Source organism: Hyphomicrobium sp. NDB2Meth4, assembly GCF_900117445.1.
Taxonomy (GTDB): Bacteria; Pseudomonadota; Alphaproteobacteria; order Rhizobiales; family Hyphomicrobiaceae; genus Hyphomicrobium_A.
This window is the reverse complement of record NZ_FPEJ01000003.1, coordinates 40,545-56,959: the sequence shown is the minus strand read 5'-3', so window position 1 is coordinate 56,959 and position 16,415 is coordinate 40,545. Positions and strand designations below refer to the sequence as shown.

Sequence of the window (16,415 nt, the reverse complement as noted above, 5' to 3'; positions counted from 1 at the left end):
CTTATGCGTTGTACTTCTTATTCCCATTCAAGCTCGGCAAAGGCGGCGGTCACGTTGCGGACGTGGTATTGGTCAAACAGCTTCCAGTGATCGCGCTCAGATTGTCCGGCGGTCTTGGTCGCCTCACTCATCGTCTTGCCTTCCTTGATCATCCGGCGCACGTCCGTTGCGACGGTCGACCAATAGCGCTTCTCGTCACCCACCGCTTCGGGAAGCTGCATCGCGTGCGGGCCGTGGCCTGGCACGACGCGCGTCGGCTTGTAATGCTCCAGCTTGTCGATGAGGCTGAGCCAGCCGCGCAGCGAGCCATCGAGCGTGGGGATGTGTCCGGAGAAGAGAAGGTCGCCGAGGAACAGCGTGCCGGTGGCGCTATCGGAAACGATAAGGTCGTTGTCGGTGTGGGCAACCGACTGGGCCTCGAGCGTGAGCTGTCGGCCGCCAAGGTCGATGGTGACCTTGTCGTCGACGCCGCGCGTCGGCAGCACAATCTCGGTTCCGGCGAACGCGTCATCTCCCAGCATCATCTTGTTTGCAGCGAGATATGTGTCAGCTCGCGCGGACAACCCGCGGGCGAGCTTGTGGTGCCCGATGAACTCGACATTGTCGTCGTTCTTGAATGCCACGTTGCCAAAAACGTGGTCGGGATGCATGTGCGAATTTATGACGTAGCGGACGGGCTTGTCGGTCACGGCCCTGATTGCTGCGCGCAGTTCGCTGCCGAGTTTGGCGCTGCAGAGTGTGTCGATGACCGCAACAGCATCGGTGCCGACGACGAAGCTCGTGTTGGACATGTCTCCACGGTTCAGCGGAGACTGCAACTCGAAGCGACCTTGATGCACGAAGATGCCAGGGGCAATTTCGGTAAAGGCCATGATCGCGTCGGCGTGCGCGGAAAAATGGCTGAGCGCTGGTGCAACGGAGAATGCCAGTGAACCAACGAGAAGGTCGCGTCGCGAAACGGAGCGCTTGAGCGCGCCGGCGACTGTCTGCGTTTCCTCCGTGCCTGGTCTCGTGATGACTTGCAATTGTGCGGGTGTGCACATTGGTGCCATCCTTTTTGTTGCGAGATGGGTGTCGTGTCGTTACTTCGCCGCCAGGCCCTCCACGAGCTGGCGGAATACCGGCTTGATGACTGAAGGATCCTTCAGTGCCCAGGCGACAATGCTGGCGCCTTGCAGCGCACTCAGAAGCATCAGCGCAGTCTTGCGATACGGACGCGAAAGCTTGAAGTCGTGTTTGGCTGCGCCTTCACGCAAGACGGCTTCCAGCCATTCGAGGTGCAGCTCGAAGAATATCCTGACGCGCTCCTGCAAGGAGGCGGGGAGATACGCGGCATCGGCAGCGAGCGCGCCACACAGCGGCATCTGCCCGTCTTCGAGGCTGGCGGCGAAGAAGTCGCCATAGGTCAGCAGTTTGCTGCGGGTATCGATGTCTTCGGCGCCAAGCTCTTTGAGTTGTGCGGTGAAGCGCTCGAGATAGGTGTCGATGAGGACGGCACCCAATTCTTCCTTGGTGGGGAAGTGGTGATGGATGCTGGCCTTGCGAATGCCGACGCGCTCGGCGAGGTCGGCATAGCTGAACGACGCATAGCCCTTGGTCCTGACAAGGTTCTCGGCTTCGGCAAGCAATGCGGATTTGGTGTCGAGTGCTTTCATTCCTGCAGACTATCTACCAGTTGGTAGGCAGTCAACTCAACGCGCGGCGCGCAGGCCAAGTTGGTACTGATCGTCGGGTGACTGGCCAGTGGATCTGGCACCGGCGCATATGTATTTCTTGTGACAATTCAACATGTTATTGGTATGTCGGTGGTCGCTCCGAGCAGCAGATTGACCTGAGCGCCTAGACCGAGGGTTTGCCCTCTTTGAATGCGCCGCTGGCTTCGCCCATCAGCTTTTCGTCGAAGATGGGCATGCGCAGTGCGAGCGCGCCGGGCTTCAGGTCGAGCTTCTTCATGTCGACCCAGAAGGTGTTCGGCGTGATCGTCGTCTGCACGTAGTAGACGAGGGAATCGGGATCGATGATCGAGCGGTACCAAGTCGGGTAGGTGCCGGAGACGCCGGAGTACGGGCTGCCGAAGGGCACCGACACGTTGTTGACGAGGCTCATCATATTGGCGACGGCCTGGGGAACGTCGCTGGTCTTCGGCAAGTATTTCAGCGTGTAGGCGGCGCGCACGAAGCGATCGGTCGCCTGGATGCCGCCGGGCAGTTCGGCGATGGTGCCGCCGAAGGGCTTGTATTTGAGCAAGTTGGCGATCTGCTCGTCGTAGGTGGGCTCGTTTGTCATCACCTGGTAATGCCGGCCCATGTGAACCGTAGGCTCGCCCTTGATGAACTCAATAATCGCCGAGTTCCCGGCAGCGTCGGCAATCGCGACGTGCAGCGGCAGGCCTTCGGGGTATTCCTCGCCGAGGGCAGTGTTGACCACCTGCACCTGGTCGAGGTTGCCGATCACCTCATTCACGGTGGCGTAGTTGTCGAGGTAGTACTGTGGCCACTGGAAGAAGGCGATGCCGGGGCGCTTGGAGTTGCGCGGCTCGTACTTGGTGCCGTCGAGGAAGAGCAGATTTACAGCGAGCCCCTTCTCGTTGACGCCTTCCTCGGTGCAAACGTCGAGGCCGGCAATGATGAGGCTTGCGTAGCGCGAGGTCCATTTGGCCGGATTTTCCGCTACGCGCCCTTCGCGCTCCATTCCGGCGGGGAGGGCCCACAGGACCTCATCGAAATTGCGGCTCCAGTCGAGCGTGCGCCCGATGAGCTTCACAGGATTGTCGTTCCAAAAGATGCGGCTGCAAGCCTGCGCGGCGGCGGTGGGAAGCGCGGCGGCGGCGCCGAGCCCGGTGAGGGCGGCAAGTGCCTGCCGGCGGGAAACGCGATTGCTCATCGGGAAAAATCTCCAAGCGACGGCGGGCAATCTAGCAAAGAGCGATTGGAACGCCGTTTCGAGCAAAGCTAAAATTGCTCGCAATCGGTCGGCGATGTGAGAGCGCAGGAATGTGCCTTCGGGGACTTGGGGTGACCCTCGAGCTACCGGTGCGTGGGGTCTACCAAGGAAGAGCGCCAGTCGCGCCGCATGCGGCCTTGCCTGAAGGCATGCTCGAAGAGCGTGCGCATAAAAGTAGGGTCGCACTCTGACGTCGCCGGCTGGATGTTGAGGCTCGGGCGCAGCGATGCGATCGCGATGCGCGCATGGTGCAATTCAGCGGTCGCAAACAACTCCTGAGCGGGCAGCAGCCACATGGCAGGTTGTGCCGGGGTGTCGTGCTGTGCCTGCTCGGCGGCGAAGGCTTCTCCTTCATCCGCAAACAGCACGCCGTTGTGGATGAGGTAGTTGGCGGCCGGTGACGTTCGGAACGTCGGCGGTGCAAGGAACGGTTCACCGGCGCCGAGGCGGCGAAGAACAGGATTGCGCACGGCAACGAGGCCCGCCTTCACGGGTGCTGTGTCGGGATCGACATAGGCGATCATATCGACGGAGGCGCGCAGGATCGACGCGATCAGGCTCTTTGCGGCACGATGTCCGCTCGCAGCGATAGCGCCGATGTCCCAGATGGTTTCCTTGCGCGCGGCTGAACCAGGAAGCGCGATCAGCAACCTTGCGCCCGCCGCATGGCGACGGGCGATAGCGTCGAGCACCGCCGGTGTCATGCGAGAGGCAGCGCGCTCGGCCATGTCGTGCAGAGTGCCTGCGGCGCAAGCGAAGATGTCGATGACGGCCTCGTCGCCTGTGTGTCCGACAAATACGAATGGCGCGATCAGCGCACTCATGCCGACAGCGGTGACGACGGCGAAATCGGGGCGGGCGCCGGTCTGGCCCCAGCCGACGAGAAGCCCGGCGCCGTATGCGGCTCGCTGCCGCCCGTCGGAGAGGGCCAGCATGGCCATGGACTGATCGGCAGAAGAAGTGCCGGGCTGTGGGGTGTTCTGGGCGACGAGAACCGTCTCTTCGACGGTGCGTGGCTGCGGAGGTGTCCAGCAGGTGCCGGCTGCGGACTGGCAATGGCTGAACGGCAAGAACGCAAGCGCCAAGAGCGCGCTTTTCGCCTTTAGGTTCAACGGCTGTTCCTCCCAAGCTTCCCCGTTGGCCGAGCTAGCGATGCAAAGCGGCGCCTTGATGTCTGGAAGGGCGGCGCGGGCGTGGGTCGCGATCGGTGAATTCGAAACTATCGATTTCCAGATGGCTTAAGTGCTGAGTAGATTGGGGCAGAACAAAAAGCCGATCGGGGGGATGGGCGTGGCATATGCAGGGGTGGAATCCGTCGCGAAGACGGACAGGGGCATAACCTCGGGCGAGCGGCGGGTTATCTTTGCCTCCTCGCTCGGCACCGTCTTCGAGTGGTACGACTTTTACCTCTACGCGACGCTGGCACCGTTTTTTGCGGCGCTGTTCTTCCCGCCCGGCAACGATACCGCCGCATTGCTGTCGGCATTCGCGACGTATGCGGCGGGCTTCATTGTGCGTCCGTTCGGGGCGCTGGTGTTCGGACGCATCGGCGATCTCGTTGGGCGCAAGTATACGTTCCTTGTCACCATCGTGGTGATGGGCATCTCGACGTTCGCGGTCGGCTTGCTGCCGACGTTCTCCGATTCAACCATCCTCGGTTACACGGTGCCGGGCATCGGCTGGGCGGCGCCGGTGCTGCTGGTGACATTGCGGCTGCTGCAGGGGCTGGCGCTGGGCGGCGAATACGGCGGCGCGGCGACGTATGTCGCGGAACATGCGCGGCCGGGCAAGCGCGGCTTTGCAACGTCGTGGATCCAGACCACGGCGACGATTGGGTTCTTCCTGGCGCTGGTGGTGATCGGCGCGTGCCGGTTCTATTTCTTCGACGCGGAGACGTTTGCAGAGTGGGGCTGGCGCGTTGCGTTTCTGGTGTCGCTGCTGCTGTTGCTGTTCTCCGTCTACATCCGGCTGAAGCTGGAGGAGAGCCCGGTGTTCATGCGCATGAAGGAGGAAGGCAAAGGCTCCACTTCGCCGATCACCGACAGCTTCCTGCGCTATCCGAATAACAAATACGTGCTGCTGGCGCTGCTCGGCGCCACGGCAGGACAGGGCGTCGTGTGGTACACGGGGCAGTTCTATGCACTGTTCTTCCTCACCATCACGGCAAAGGTCGATCCGCTTTATGCCTATGCGTTGATCGGGGCTTCGCTCGTCATCGGTACGCCGTTCTTTATTTTCTTCGGATGGCTGAGCGACAGGATCGGGCGCCTGAAAATCATTCTCGCGGGGTGCCTCATCGCGGCGCTCACGTATTTCCCGCTGTTCGCGCTGATGGCCAACGCGGCCAACCCCGATCTCGTAGCGTTCCAGCAGAAGACGCAACTCACCCTCAGCGTCGATGCGGCGCAATGCAACTTCCACATCTTCGTCGGGCCGTGGTCGACATTCACCGAATGCGACAAGGCGAAGGATCACATCAGCAAGCTCGGGCTGTCGTTCAAAACGAAGGATGCGGGCGCGGGGGCGCCGGTGGTTCTCAACATCAACGGGACGGACGTTTCGCCATTCACGCCCGAGGCGTACAACTCCGCGCTGGTGGCGGCAGGCTATCCGAACCTGAAGCGGGTCGAGAAAGATGGGGCGGTGTCGTTCGCGCCTGTGCAGGCCGATCCGGCGAAGATCAACTGGCCGGTGCTGCTCGGTGTCCTCGTCACCTTCCTGATCTACGTGGCGATGGTGTACGGGCCGATCGCGGCGTTTCTGGTCGAGCTGTTTCCGACCAACATTCGATATACGTCGATGTCGCTGCCGTATCACATCGGCAACGGCTGGTTCGGGGGCATGCTTCCGTTGCTGGCGACGGCGATCGTCGCGTGGTCGGGCAACATCTACGCAGGGCTTTGGTATCCGGTCGTCGTGGCGCTGGGCACGTTCGTCATCGGCGCGCTGTTCCTGCGCGAGACCAAGGACCGGGACATCACGGCTGTCTAGGCAACCCACGCGCCGGCGCGCTCTGTTCACGCGGCGGTTGCGGGTTCCTTTACCAAGTCGTTGGATACTCGCGGCTTTTCAGCAGCCGCCACGCTCCCGCTCGGGCAGGTGGCGGCAGCATCGGGAGCCTTTCCATGCGGCACTCACTCGCCATTTGCGGCTTAGCGGCGTTTGCCGCCAGCGTCGCGACCCTTGCTCCAGCAACCGTCACGCCCGCCGAAGCAGGTGGATGGTACCGATGGGACGGATATGCGGCACCGCGCGCTCCGCGCCGGCGCTACTATCGCATCACCCCGCGCGGCAATGGCGACAACCTGCGCTACTACAGCAGCCCGCGTGCCTATCGCTCGGCCTGCTCGTATGGCGACTGCGGGTGCCTGCGCACGATGGCTGTGCGCACCGGCAATCCGCATTGGTGGGACAAGTATCAGGCCTGCAGCGGCTGATCGTAGGATCGCGGCGCTCTGCCCTCAGCTCTTGAACGCTGCGCGGATCTTTTCTGCGTGGGCGGCGAGCACGTCGGGCTTTTCCATCTCACGCGCATGCGGCATCAGCGGAACGCCTTCGTGGCGCGGGATGACGTGGAAGTGCAGGTGGTAGACCGTCTGACCGCTGGCAGGCTCATTGAACTGGACCACCGTCACGCCGTCGGCGGCGAATGCTTCCTTCACCGCGCGCGCGGTGCGCTGCACGATGGGGATCACCTTCGCGAGAACGGCCGGGTCGGCATCCAAAATATTGCGGGACGGGGCCTTAGGCACGATCAGTGTGTGCCCGGGCGCCTGGGGCATGACGTCCATGAATACGAGCGCGTCGGCATCCTCGTAGACTTTGTGCGAGGGGATCTCGCCGCGCAGGATTTTGGCGAACACGTTGCTGTCATCGTAGGACATGCGGGCCTCCCGTTTGCTCGGGGCTGTTAAACGGATCGCCGCGGGCGGCGTCAAGCAATCGTCGCACAGTTATTGCTGCTGGCCTTTGCGATAGGGGGCGAAGGCGGAAAGGTCGGCGATGTTCTCGGCGATGGCAGCACGCTCGCCCTCGAGGTAGCGGGCCACGGCCTGACGAAAACCCGGATCGACGATGTAGTGCGCGGAATACGTCGGCGTCGGCATGTAGCCACGGGCGAGCTTGTGCTCTCCCTGGGCGCCGGCTTCGACGCGCGCCAACTTGTGCGCGATGGCGTAGTCGATCGCCTGATAGTAGCAGAGCTCGAAGTGCAAAAACGGGTGATGCTCGATGGCGCCCCAGTAGCGCCCGTAGAGGCAATCGCCGCCGATGAGGTTGAGCGCGCCGGCGACGTAGCGTTCACCGCGGCGGGCCATGACGAGCAGGCAGCGGTCGGCCATCGTTTCGCCGAGCAGTGAGAAGAAGCGACGATTGAGGTAGGGGTGCCCCCACTTGCGGTTGCCAGTGTCCATATAGAATTCGAAGAACGCATCCCAATGGCGTTCCTTGACGTCGGCGCCGCTCAAGTGCTCGATGACGAGGCCGCCGCTGAGGGCTTCTGCGCGCTCCTTGCGCAGCGCCTTGCGCTTGCGCGATGCGAGTGAGCCGAGGAAATCATCAAAGCTCGCGTAGCCGGCATTGCTCCAATGGAATTGCTGGTCGGTACGCTGCAGATAGCCATCACCGCCGAGCAATTGCCACTCAGGTTCGGTGAGGAAAGTGATGTGCACCGACGAGGCCCCGATGCGCTGAGCGAGTTGGGCGGCCGCCGCGGCGAGCAGGCGGCGGTGATGCTTGGCATCAGGGCCGGGGCGCACCAGCAATCGATTGCCAGGGACGGGCGTGAAGGGCACTGCGATCTGTAGCTTGGGGTAGTAGCTGCCGCCGGCGCGGTCATAGGCGCTGGCCCAGGAATGGTCGAACACGTATTCGCCGGAGCTGTTGAACTTGGCGTAGCAGGGTGCGCAGGCGGCAATCTCTCCGTCAGCGTCTGCAATCGTGATGTGCTGAGGGATCCAGCCGGTGTCTGGACTGCCGACGCAGCCGGATTCTTCCAGGGCCCTCAGAAAGGCATGGGCGATAAACGGATTGTACGTCGCTGCATCGGGATTGGCGCAGGCATCCCAGCTCACAGCAGGAATGTCGGCAATGCTGGCAACGATGCTGGCGATAACGGTCCGCTTCTCACCGTTGTCGATGCTCATTGCGAATGCTTGCCCTCATCGCGGGCCCCAGGGTCAGGGCTCGTATCCTTCGAATATCGGTGCGTCGGCCCAGCGGGCGGCTGTGGCGCGCTGCTCCTCAGTGCGGACTGTCCACGTGAACAGGGGCAATGCCAAGACCTCACGCGTGAAACGCGTGACCGGCGTTGGGAGCGCGTTGACGTCATAGGCGTAAAAGTCGGGCGCGGCCGGTCCCGATTCAAGCAGATGTGTCAGGTCGTAAGCGCGCTCGGGGCCGAGCTTGCCGCGCCACCAGCAGTCGCCGACGTACTGGCCGGACACGATGCCGCGGGGGATGGCGGGGGCAAGCTCCCGCATCGCCGCCATGACGGCAGGGTCGAACGACATCAGGGCAAGGGGGCCACGGTAGGCTTCTGCGGCGGCGGCAATGCCTTTGAGAAAAGTGGGATCGGGCGCGTCCCACTCGCTTTTGATCTCGACGAGCAACGGCTGGCGGCCGGCGACGAGGGCGAGAAGATCGGCAAGGTCGATGATGGCCGTACCGCCGGCCTTGTAGCGGAGGGACTTCAGAGCCTCCGCACGGTGCCTGGCAAGCGGCCCTTCGCCATCGATGAGGCGCTCGAGCGTCAGGTCATGGAACACCATGGGTGTCCCGCATGCGGCCGGGCGCACGTCGCACTCGATGCCATAGCCGCGTGCGATGGCGGCCTCGAAGGCCGGCACGGTGTTCTCGATGATGCCCTTGGCCGCGTCGTGCAGGCCGCGATGCGCAATCGGCTTCAGAAAGGCCGCACGATCGCGCATGAGGGCACCTAGCCGTTGACGAGGATGGTGGCGTCGATTTCGACGGCGCAGCCCAGCGGCAGGCTCGAGACCCCGACAGCCACCCGGGTATGGCGGCCCTTGTCCCCCAGGACCTCGACCATCAAGTCCGAGGCGCCGTTGACGACCTGCGGGTGGTCGGTAAACGAGGGTGCCGCATTGACGAAAGCGGTGAGGCGGATCACCTGCGCGATGCGGTCGAGGCTGCCCAGGGCGGCGCGGGCCTGCGCGAGGATATTGAGGGCGCACAACCTGGCCGCTTCCCGGCCCTCCTCAACGGACACTCCGCCTCCGAGCTGCCCTTTGGCGAGGGTACCGTCGCCTGCCTTGGAGACCTGGCCGGAGATAAAGAGCATGTTGCCAGCGAGGCTATAGGGGACGTAGTTAGCCACGGGGCTGGGGGCGTCGGGTAGCGCGATACCAAGCGTCGCAAGTCGCGCTTCGACATTTTCGGTCATGCTAGGGTCCCCTGTGAAGCGCCGGCTTCATCCGGCTTCAGAACCGCCTTTTTGACCGGGGCGCCGCGTCTTGGCAATGGCGGCCGGGGGTGAATATGCCCGGACTTAACCAGTCCGGGTTACGTTGCCGCCGGAATGAGCGTGAGGAAGAATGCTGCAAGTGACGAAGGTTGTGATCGCTTGGGCCGTGGGCTCGGCGGCGATGGTCGTGCCGATCCACACGTCGAGCGCGCAGGTGGCGGGCGGCGCGGTGCAGTTTCGTCCGCACCGGGCGGTGTACGATATCACCTTCGATCACGCGACGCCGGGGTCCGGGGTCGCCGACATGACCGGGCGCATGGTCTACGAGATGACCGGCACCACGTGCGGTGAGTATGCGCAGAACATGCGTTTCGTTACCCGCCTCACGAATCAGGAGGGCGCATCTCAGCTCAACGATCTGAGGACGACGAGCTTCGAGGAGGTTGCGGCGCATCGGCTGCGCTTTTCTTCGAGCCAGTACGAGAATCAGAAACTCGCCGAGGCGGCCCAAGGGACTGCGGAACCCGGCACGGAGAACGGGAAGTCCTTTACCGAGGTGAAGCTCACGAAGCCGGCCAAGAAGATGATCAAGCTGCCGGCCGATATCTACTTCCCGATCCAGCATTCGATTGCCCTGGTCGAGGCGGCACGGGAGGGGCAGAGCCTCTTTACGGCCAATCTCTACGATGGCTCCGACAAGGGCGAGAAGTTTTACGAAACCAGCGCCGCTATTGGTCCGCGGGCGGCTCCCGGCAGCATAAAGGTTCCCTCTACGCTGGCGCATGGCGATCAGCTCGAACGCTTGTCGTCGTGGCCGGTGGCGATCGGCTATTTCGAGCCGGGACCAAGTCAGCTCGATGCATTGCCCACGTATGAGCTGTCGTTCCGCTTTTATGAAAACGGCGTCTCCTCGCGGCTCTACATCGACTATGGGGATTTTGCCATTCGTGGCGAACTCAAGGAGCTGACGTTCCTCGAAGAGGGCAAGTGCTCGACGGACGCGAAAGCGCCAGCGCCTCGCCCTAAACGCTGATCTCGGGATCGCCGATCTCGCCAGCCATCTCCGCAAGCGCGCGGCGGGCGGGAGCGATGTCCTCGGGTGGAATGCCATCCGAGGAAGCGAATACCAGCAACGTGCTTTCGTCCTGCAAAAGGTAGTCGAGAACAGCAACAAGCATCTGCGGCGAGCGGGCTTCTGCGCGCAGCTGCTGGGGGCTTACTCCCGTCAAAGTGAGGAAGCGAATGAGCCGCTCTTCGTCGCCCGCGAGAAACAAGAGTGCGGAGACTCCGATCGATTCGGCCCTGTCCGTGTGCATTTGGCTCAACTCCCAATTCACCTAAACTTTGAAAGATAGGGTGTTCGCTGGCGGAAGTCCCAGCGTGGGACAAACCATTAACTGTTGGTTACCCCCTTCGCCAGCACACTCGCCGCCAGTCGAGCCCGAAGAATCGGTGCAAAAGAGTGCGGGGAGTTTGGCTGCAGCATCATGATTATCCAGGAGACCAGCACAGTCGGGCCGCGCGGCATCGTCCCGCGGAAAAGCGACCGGACGGTCCTCATCGTGGAGGACAACGAGCTCAATATGAAGCTCTTCCACGATATTCTCGCAGCCCATGGCTATCAGACCATTCAGACCCGCAGCGGTCTTGATGCGTTGGAGCTCGCGCGGCGCCATCACCCGGCATTGATCCTAATGGACATCCAGCTTCCGGAGGTTTCGGGGCTGGAGGTGACGAAGTGGATCAAGGAAGATGACGAGCTGCGCCACATTCCTGTTGTCGCCATCACCGCTTTCGCCATGAAGGGCGATGAAGAGCGCATTCGCTCGGGTGGGTGCGAAGCCTACATTTCCAAGCCCATTTCGGTTGGGCATTTTCTCGAGACCGTGCAGCAGTTCGTGGGCGCCGCCCGCGCGTGAGCGTCAATTTTGTACTGAGTAGAATCACAGATGACTGCGCGCGTTCTCGTCGTTGATGACATCTCCGCAAACGTCAGGCTGCTCGAGGCGCGGCTGTCCGCCGAATATTTCGATGTTTTGACGGCCTGCAACGGATTGGAAGCCATCGAGATCTGCGAGCGTGAACGCATCGACGTCGTGTTGCTCGATGTGATGATGCCGGGGCTCGACGGGTTCGAAGTCTGCCGCCGCATCAAGGCCAATCCAAAAACCCATCATATTCCGGTCGTTCTCGTTACTGCGCTCGATCAGGCGTCGGACAAAGTGCGTGGTCTTGAAGGCGGTGCCGATGACTTTCTGACCAAGCCGGTCGATGAGATTGCGCTAGTCACACGCGTGAGGAATCTCGCGCGGCTGAAAACGCTGACCGATGAAATGCTGATGCGCGCCCTCACCGGGCGGCAGATGGGCCTCAGCGAGGATGCCGCGCTGCTGAAGGCGCTGTCAGAAGAGAGCGGGCGGGTGCTTGTCGTCGACGACGATACGCGGTCGGCTCAACGGATTGCCGGTTGGCTGGGGAGCGTGCACGAGGACGTCGTCATCTCCGATCCGAAATCGGCACTGGCAAAGCTTGCCAGCCAGGAATTCGATCTGATGATCGTTAGCCTGACGATGTCTGGCGCTGACGGCCTGCGTCTGTGTTCGCAAGTGCGTTCAGCCGATCGCGCACGCCATCTGCCGATCATCGTGCTCGTCGAGCCCGGCAACGAGGCCCGGCTCCTGCGTGCGCTGGATATGGGCATCAACGATTACGTCATGCGCCCTGTGGACGAGAATGAGCTGATGGCACGAGCGCGCTCGCAGGTAAGGCGCAAGCGCTATTCGGATCATCTGCGCAATCGCTTAGAGGAGAGAATCGAAGCGGCTGTCATCGATCCGCTGACGGGGCTGCACAATCGCAGATACATGGAGACGCATCTCGCCACGCTGGTGGAAGAGGCGCGGCGCAGCGGCCGGTCTTTATCGGTACTGCTGGCGGATATCGACCACTTCAAGAGTGTGAACGATACCTATGGCCATGACGTAGGCGATGCGGTGCTGCGGGAGTTTTCCGAGCGGTTCAAGCGCAATACGCGCGGAATCGACCTGGCCTGCCGGTACGGCGGGGAAGAGTTCCTGATCATCATGCCCGATACGCCACTGGAGCGCGCCTGTCAGATCGGCGAACGGCTCAGGGTTTCGGTTGCCGCCGACACTTTTGTGATTGGTCCGGGTTCTGGAATCCACATCACGGCCAGCGTCGGACTTGCCACACTCGAGCGCGCAGATGACACACCCCAATCGGTATTTCGTCGCGCGGATACGGCGCTATTCGAGGCCAAAAGGCGCGGGCGCAATCGGGTGGCGGCGAATGCCGCCTAGCAGGCCACTGATATTTCAGACTTAATGATCCGCTCGCGGATTCGGGTGCGGGGTTCGGTTTAGATCGCGATCTGCAACTCAGACGATCTGGGCGAATTTTTGGAATCGGGTCTGAGCGTGCTTCATTGACCACAGTCAAAGCATAACTTGCGTTAACCAAAGTCCTCTGTCAGATTACCAATCCGCGAGGGGGTCGATAAATATCGAGGTGTGGGAGCCGGTCTCCTAGACCCGTCTCATGCGCATCAGTTTTCCGTTCTATCAGGTCCGCCGCATTTCCTGATAGCGCGGAGAAATCGTGGCTCGGTCTCGCGGCTAGAGTGGCCTCCTCGTTGAAGCCGCATCGGACCAGCCACGGCACCAGGCGGGGAGTCAACGCCCTCTTTGACGAACCATCTGGTTACTAGACCAGGGTCCGTGGCTTTCTCGGACTAACTACCCCGCTGCCGGGTTGAGTTGCGGGCCCTGGTCAAGTCCATCGGCCATCACAACATTGCAAGCTCCAGCAAACGGACACCGCAAAGTGCCCGCGCGAGCCGCTTTCACGATAGGCAGGCGCCGGCCGGCGGCTGCTTACTTAATCTTGGTTTCTTTGAATTCGACGTGCTTCCTGGCGACCGGGTCGTACTTCTTGAATACGAGCTTCTCGGTGCTTGTGCGCGGGTTCTTCTTCGTCACGTAAAAGAACCCCGTGCCTGCGGTCGAAAGCAGTTTGATCTTCTGCGTTACGGGCTTGGCCATGATCGGGGAAACCTTCGGGGAACCTGAAACTGTCTGCTCTTTCGCAGCGAGCGCGCACCATAGCCAGAGCCGCTTGGCTGTCAAGCAATGGTCAACGGGTGAGCGACATTTACTCTCACGAGGCCTCGTTCGCGGGCCTGGGCTCGGGCGCCGGTGCAGCCGGATCGAGCGAATCGCGTCCGCCAAAGCCGTGCATTCGTAGCGCCCACTGCAAGCCGACCAGGGCCCCTTTGATGCGCGGGAGCAGCCAAAGGCTCATGCCGATGGTGAGCGGAAACCACATGGCAATGTGAAGCCAGTAGTTGGGGTGGAAATACTCTTCCACCATCATGACGCCCGCGACAATGAAGTGGCAGACGATGATCATCGTGAAGTAAGGCGGAGCGTCATCGGCGCGGTGGTGGTGCATCTCCTCACCGCAGTTGGGGCACGCGTGCGTCACCTTCAGATAGCTGGTGTAGAGCTTGCCCTGGCCGCAGGCCGGACACTTGCTCGCAGCGCCGCGGCGCATCGCCTGCACGATGTCGCGCTTGCTCTCGTCTGCGAACGTGATCGGTTCTGTGGTGGCCATTCGTCCTCCGGTAGATGACGTGGGTCAGCCTCGCGCGGCGGACCCGGGCGGTCAAGTGCGTGCGAATACGGGCGCCCGATGTCACAGGCTCATCGCGGCTCAGCGTCGCCGCCTGAAAGAGCCCTTGCTGCGCTGTTTACCAGCGTAATGGCCGCCTGAGATGCGGCCCTTGCTGCCTTCGCTCAGCATCTCGAAACGCAGTGCACCTGCGGAGGGGACTGCTTCGACGAGCCGCACCTCGACGGTGTCGCCAAGGCGGAAAGTCTCGCCGCTGCGCTTGCCGACGAGGGCATGGTGCTCCTCGACGTGATTGTAGAAATCGTTGGAGAGCGAGGAGACGGGCACGAAGCCGTCGGCGCCGGTGTCCTTGAGACGGACGAACAATCCCGAGCGCGTGACGCCGGCGATGCGGCCGGTGAACTTTGCGCCGATGCGGTCCGCCAGATGCGCTGCGATAAGGCGGTCGACGGTTTCGCGCTCAGCGCTCATCGCACGGCGCTCGGCATCGGAAATCTGCTGAGCAACCTCGCGCAGCCGCCCTATCTCGAAATCCTCCAGCGCCCCCTCTCCAAGGCGCAGCGATTTCACGAGGGCCCGGTGCACGATCAGGTCCGCGTAGCGGCGGATCGGCGAGGTGAAGTGCGCGTAGCGGCGGAGGTTGAGACCGAAGTGGCCGATGTTGTCGACGTTGTATTCGGCCTGGCTCTGGCTGCGCAGCACGACCTCGTTGACGAGATCGGCGACGGGTAGCTCCTTGGCGCGGGCGAGGATGCCATTGAAGTGTCCGGGCTTCAGCGTCGACGCCTGCGGCAGCTTCATGCCGAGCGTGTCGAGGAAATCGCGCAGGCTCGTCAGCTTCTCTTTCGAGGGCTGATCATGGATGCGGTAGACGACAGGTGTGTTCTTCGTTTCGAGTTGCTCGGCGGCGGCGACGTTGGCCTGGATCATGAATTCTTCGATCAGGCGATGGGCGGTGAGGCGCTCGGGCGTGACGACGTCCTTCACGCGGCCCTTGTCGTCGAGAAGGATCTTGCGTTCGGGCAGATCGAGATCGAGCGGGGCGCGTTTGTCACGCGCGGCGGCAAGCACCTCATAGGCGGCCCAGAGCGGACGCAGGACGCGATCGAGCAGCGGGCCTGCCTTGTCGGAAGGGTTGCCGTCGATGGCGGCTTGCGCCTCCTGATAGCTGAGCTTGGCGGCCGAGCGCATCATTGCGCGCATGAAAGTGTGCGTACGCTTGGCGCCGTCCTTGTCGAACACCATCCGCACAGCGAGGCAGGCGCGGTTTTCGCCTTCGCGTAGCGAGCAGAGGTTATTGGAGATGCGCTCGGGCAGCATGGGCACGACGCGGTCGGGGAAATAGACGGAGTTGCCACGCAACTGCGCCTCGCGGTCGAGCTTGGAGCCTGGGCGGACGAAGTGCGAGACATCGGCGATGGCGACGAGCACGATCCATCCGCCGGGGTTCGCGGGATCGGTGTCGGGCTCGGCATAGACGGCGTCGTCGTGATCGCGCGCGTCGGGCGGGTCGATGGTGAGGAGCGGTACGTCGCGCAGGTCGGTGCGGCCCTGCAGCGTCGGCTCCGTCAGCGCTTCGGCTTCGGTGACGACGCTTTCGGGGAAGTCGTCGGGGATGCCGTGCGCGTGAACGGCGATGAGGCTGATCTGCCGTTGGTCGTCGGGATTGCCGAGAGACTCCAGCACGCGCGCCTGCGGCGTGTGCATGCGCCCTTTGCGGGCGAGATCAAAGCGGACGAGGTCGCCGTCCTTGGCGCCGCCTTCATCACCGCTATGGATCGACCACGAACGAAGCTGCTTGCGATCAATGGGCTCGATGGTGCCGCCACCGCGCTTGGATGCGCGGAAGATGCCGATGAGGCGGCGCTTCTCGCGCGGAAGGCGCTTGATGGGTGATGCTTCGAAGCGATAGCCCTCGACGTCCTCACCGCTGAGCTCGGTGATGCGCGCGAGGATGCGGTCTCCGACGGCGATGGAGGCTTCGATATCGACTTCGGGGCCACGTGCGGAGCGGACGGGCAGCAGCACCGAGGGACGCTCGCCATCGTCCTCCCAGACGACCGGTTTAGCGATGAGGTCGCCATCGTCGTCGCGCCCGGTTACTTCGAGCACGGTGACGGAAGGAAGGCTCCCCTTCTTCTGCAAGCGCTTGCGATCGCCGGAGAGAATTCCTTCCTCGCTCATGCTGGCGAGGAGGCGATTGAAGTCCATGCGCTCGGGGCCGCGAATGCCGAACGCGCGTGCTATCTCGCGCTTTCCGACCTTGCCGGGGGAGGTCTTGATAAATTCGAGAATTTCGTCGCGGCCGGGCAAGCCATCGCGCTTTACCGGGCCACTCCACTTGGCCTTTGGCTTTTGGGCCTTTGGCTTGCGCGGCGCCATATCAGCGTGCCCGGCG

17 protein-coding genes are annotated in these 16,415 nt (G+C 62.6%); 5 read left to right on the top strand and 12 right to left on the bottom strand.

From position 1 onward, the window contains the following. Positions 1 to 17: 17 nt before the first annotated feature. From NDB2M4_RS06380 to NDB2M4_RS06365, 4 genes are all read right to left on the bottom strand, one after another. A complete protein-coding gene (locus NDB2M4_RS06380; RefSeq protein WP_083555952.1) occupies positions 18 to 1,043 on the bottom strand; it encodes a quinoprotein relay system zinc metallohydrolase 2 in 1,026 nt (341 codons plus the stop codon). 39 nt (positions 1,044 to 1,082) lie between these two features. After that, positions 1,083 to 1,655 (bottom strand): TetR/AcrR family transcriptional regulator, encoded by a 573-nt coding sequence (locus NDB2M4_RS06375; protein ID WP_072372104.1) that lies wholly within the window; start codon positions 1,653 to 1,655, stop codon positions 1,083 to 1,085. A gap of 184 nt (positions 1,656 to 1,839) precedes the next feature. Beyond that, complete coding sequence (locus NDB2M4_RS06370; protein WP_083555949.1) at positions 1,840 to 2,883, bottom strand: linear amide C-N hydrolase; 1,044 nt, start codon at positions 2,881 to 2,883, stop codon at positions 1,840 to 1,842. Between the two features lie 143 nt (positions 2,884 to 3,026). Continuing rightward, positions 3,027 to 4,055 (bottom strand): hypothetical protein, encoded by a 1,029-nt coding sequence (locus NDB2M4_RS06365; RefSeq protein WP_139247122.1) that lies wholly within the window; start codon positions 4,053 to 4,055, stop codon positions 3,027 to 3,029. Between the two features lie 178 nt (positions 4,056 to 4,233). Between NDB2M4_RS06365 and NDB2M4_RS06355 the strand changes: the two genes are divergently transcribed. Both NDB2M4_RS06355 and NDB2M4_RS06350 read left to right on the top strand, forming a co-directional pair. Beyond that, the gene (locus NDB2M4_RS06355; RefSeq protein ID WP_244536071.1) at positions 4,234 to 5,934 is read left to right on the top strand and encodes an MFS transporter; all 1,701 of its coding nucleotides are present in this window, start codon (positions 4,234 to 4,236) and stop codon (positions 5,932 to 5,934) included. A 134-nt stretch (positions 5,935 to 6,068) separates the two neighbouring features. Continuing rightward, positions 6,069 to 6,380: a hypothetical protein gene (locus NDB2M4_RS06350; protein ID WP_072372095.1), complete on the top strand. Its 312-nt coding sequence runs from the start codon at positions 6,069 to 6,071 to the stop codon at positions 6,378 to 6,380. A 24-nt stretch (positions 6,381 to 6,404) separates the two neighbouring features. Here the strand turns inward: NDB2M4_RS06350 and NDB2M4_RS06345 are convergent, their stop codons facing one another. The 4 genes from NDB2M4_RS06345 to NDB2M4_RS06330 all read right to left on the bottom strand — a co-directional run bounded on the left by NDB2M4_RS06345 (position 6,405) and on the right by NDB2M4_RS06330 (position 9,346). Then, on the bottom strand, positions 6,405 to 6,827 hold the full coding sequence (locus tag NDB2M4_RS06345; RefSeq protein ID WP_072372092.1) for an HIT family protein: 423 nt from the start codon (positions 6,825 to 6,827) through the stop codon (positions 6,405 to 6,407). A 69-nt stretch (positions 6,828 to 6,896) separates the two neighbouring features. Beyond that, positions 6,897 to 8,087 carry a GNAT family N-acetyltransferase gene (locus NDB2M4_RS06340; RefSeq protein WP_072372089.1) on the bottom strand — a complete coding sequence of 397 codons (1,191 nt, stop codon included), beginning with the start codon at positions 8,085 to 8,087 and terminating at the stop codon, positions 6,897 to 6,899. Between the two features lie 33 nt (positions 8,088 to 8,120). Continuing rightward, positions 8,121 to 8,870 carry a glycerophosphodiester phosphodiesterase family protein gene (locus NDB2M4_RS06335; protein WP_072372087.1) on the bottom strand — a complete coding sequence of 250 codons (750 nt, stop codon included), beginning with the start codon at positions 8,868 to 8,870 and terminating at the stop codon, positions 8,121 to 8,123. An 8-nt stretch (positions 8,871 to 8,878) separates the two neighbouring features. Continuing rightward, positions 8,879 to 9,346, bottom strand: a complete 468-nt coding sequence (locus NDB2M4_RS06330) for a RidA family protein (RefSeq protein ID WP_072372084.1) — start codon at positions 9,344 to 9,346, stop codon at positions 8,879 to 8,881. 151 nt (positions 9,347 to 9,497) lie between these two features. On the opposite strand from NDB2M4_RS06330, the gene NDB2M4_RS06325 reads away from it, so the two are divergent. Further along, a complete protein-coding gene (locus NDB2M4_RS06325; protein WP_072372081.1) occupies positions 9,498 to 10,400 on the top strand; it encodes a cell envelope integrity EipB family protein in 903 nt (300 codons plus the stop codon). On the opposite strand, the gene NDB2M4_RS06320 is transcribed toward NDB2M4_RS06325, so the two are convergent. Continuing rightward, positions 10,390 to 10,683: a DUF3572 domain-containing protein gene (locus NDB2M4_RS06320; protein ID WP_072372078.1), complete on the bottom strand. Its 294-nt coding sequence runs from the start codon at positions 10,681 to 10,683 to the stop codon at positions 10,390 to 10,392. The two genes, NDB2M4_RS06325 and NDB2M4_RS06320, sit on opposite strands and share 11 nt — an antisense overlap. 171 nt (positions 10,684 to 10,854) lie before the next feature. Here NDB2M4_RS06320 and NDB2M4_RS06315 point away from each other — a divergent pair, with 171 nt between their 5' ends. Both NDB2M4_RS06315 and NDB2M4_RS06310 read left to right on the top strand, forming a co-directional pair. After that, positions 10,855 to 11,286 carry a response regulator gene (locus NDB2M4_RS06315; RefSeq protein ID WP_072372075.1) on the top strand — a complete coding sequence of 144 codons (432 nt, stop codon included), beginning with the start codon at positions 10,855 to 10,857 and terminating at the stop codon, positions 11,284 to 11,286. A gap of 30 nt (positions 11,287 to 11,316) precedes the next feature. Next, positions 11,317 to 12,687 carry a PleD family two-component system response regulator gene (locus NDB2M4_RS06310; protein ID WP_072372072.1) on the top strand — a complete coding sequence of 457 codons (1,371 nt, stop codon included), beginning with the start codon at positions 11,317 to 11,319 and terminating at the stop codon, positions 12,685 to 12,687. A gap of 573 nt (positions 12,688 to 13,260) precedes the next feature. Here NDB2M4_RS06310 and rpmG read toward each other — a convergent pair. The 3 genes from rpmG to rnr form a co-directional block, all read right to left on the bottom strand. Further along, the gene (rpmG, locus tag NDB2M4_RS06305) at positions 13,261 to 13,428 is read right to left on the bottom strand and encodes a 50S ribosomal protein L33 (protein WP_072372069.1); all 168 of its coding nucleotides are present in this window, start codon (positions 13,426 to 13,428) and stop codon (positions 13,261 to 13,263) included. A gap of 115 nt (positions 13,429 to 13,543) precedes the next feature. Beyond that, a complete protein-coding gene (locus NDB2M4_RS06300; RefSeq protein WP_072372066.1) occupies positions 13,544 to 13,999 on the bottom strand; it encodes a DUF983 domain-containing protein in 456 nt (151 codons plus the stop codon). A gap of 99 nt (positions 14,000 to 14,098) precedes the next feature. Further along, complete coding sequence (gene rnr / locus NDB2M4_RS06295) at positions 14,099 to 16,399, bottom strand: ribonuclease R (RefSeq protein ID WP_072372063.1); 2,301 nt, start codon at positions 16,397 to 16,399, stop codon at positions 14,099 to 14,101. Positions 16,400 to 16,415 lie beyond the last annotated feature (16 nt).

Excerpts from the sequence above, each read along its gene's own strand:
- NDB2M4_RS06300 (WP_072372066.1), bottom strand. The coding sequence starts at position 13,999 with ATGGCCACCACAGAACCGATCACGTTCGCAGACGAGAGCAAGCGCGAC.
- NDB2M4_RS06370 (WP_083555949.1), bottom strand. The coding sequence starts at position 2,883 with ATGAGCAATCGCGTTTCCCGCCGGCAGGCACTTGCCGCCCTCACCGGG.
- NDB2M4_RS06340 (WP_072372089.1), bottom strand. The coding sequence starts at position 8,087 with ATGAGCATCGACAACGGTGAGAAGCGGACCGTTATCGCCAGCATCGTT.
- rnr (WP_072372063.1), bottom strand. The coding sequence starts at position 16,399 with ATGGCGCCGCGCAAGCCAAAGGCCCAAAAGCCAAAGGCCAAGTGGAGT.
- NDB2M4_RS06325 (WP_072372081.1), top strand. The coding sequence starts at position 9,498 with ATGCTGCAAGTGACGAAGGTTGTGATCGCTTGGGCCGTGGGCTCGGCG.
- NDB2M4_RS06375 (WP_072372104.1), bottom strand. The coding sequence starts at position 1,655 with ATGAAAGCACTCGACACCAAATCCGCATTGCTTGCCGAAGCCGAGAAC.
- NDB2M4_RS06335 (WP_072372087.1), bottom strand. The coding sequence starts at position 8,870 with ATGCGCGATCGTGCGGCCTTTCTGAAGCCGATTGCGCATCGCGGCCTG.
- NDB2M4_RS06350 (WP_072372095.1), top strand. The coding sequence starts at position 6,069 with ATGCGGCACTCACTCGCCATTTGCGGCTTAGCGGCGTTTGCCGCCAGC.
- NDB2M4_RS06320 (WP_072372078.1), bottom strand. The coding sequence starts at position 10,683 with ATGCACACGGACAGGGCCGAATCGATCGGAGTCTCCGCACTCTTGTTT.
- rpmG (WP_072372069.1), bottom strand. The coding sequence starts at position 13,428 with ATGGCCAAGCCCGTAACGCAGAAGATCAAACTGCTTTCGACCGCAGGC.
- NDB2M4_RS06310 (WP_072372072.1), top strand. The coding sequence starts at position 11,317 with ATGACTGCGCGCGTTCTCGTCGTTGATGACATCTCCGCAAACGTCAGG.
- NDB2M4_RS06380 (WP_083555952.1), bottom strand. The coding sequence starts at position 1,043 with ATGTGCACACCCGCACAATTGCAAGTCATCACGAGACCAGGCACGGAG.
- NDB2M4_RS06315 (WP_072372075.1), top strand. The coding sequence starts at position 10,855 with ATGATTATCCAGGAGACCAGCACAGTCGGGCCGCGCGGCATCGTCCCG.
- NDB2M4_RS06345 (WP_072372092.1), bottom strand. The coding sequence starts at position 6,827 with ATGTCCTACGATGACAGCAACGTGTTCGCCAAAATCCTGCGCGGCGAG.
- NDB2M4_RS06330 (WP_072372084.1), bottom strand. The coding sequence starts at position 9,346 with ATGACCGAAAATGTCGAAGCGCGACTTGCGACGCTTGGTATCGCGCTA.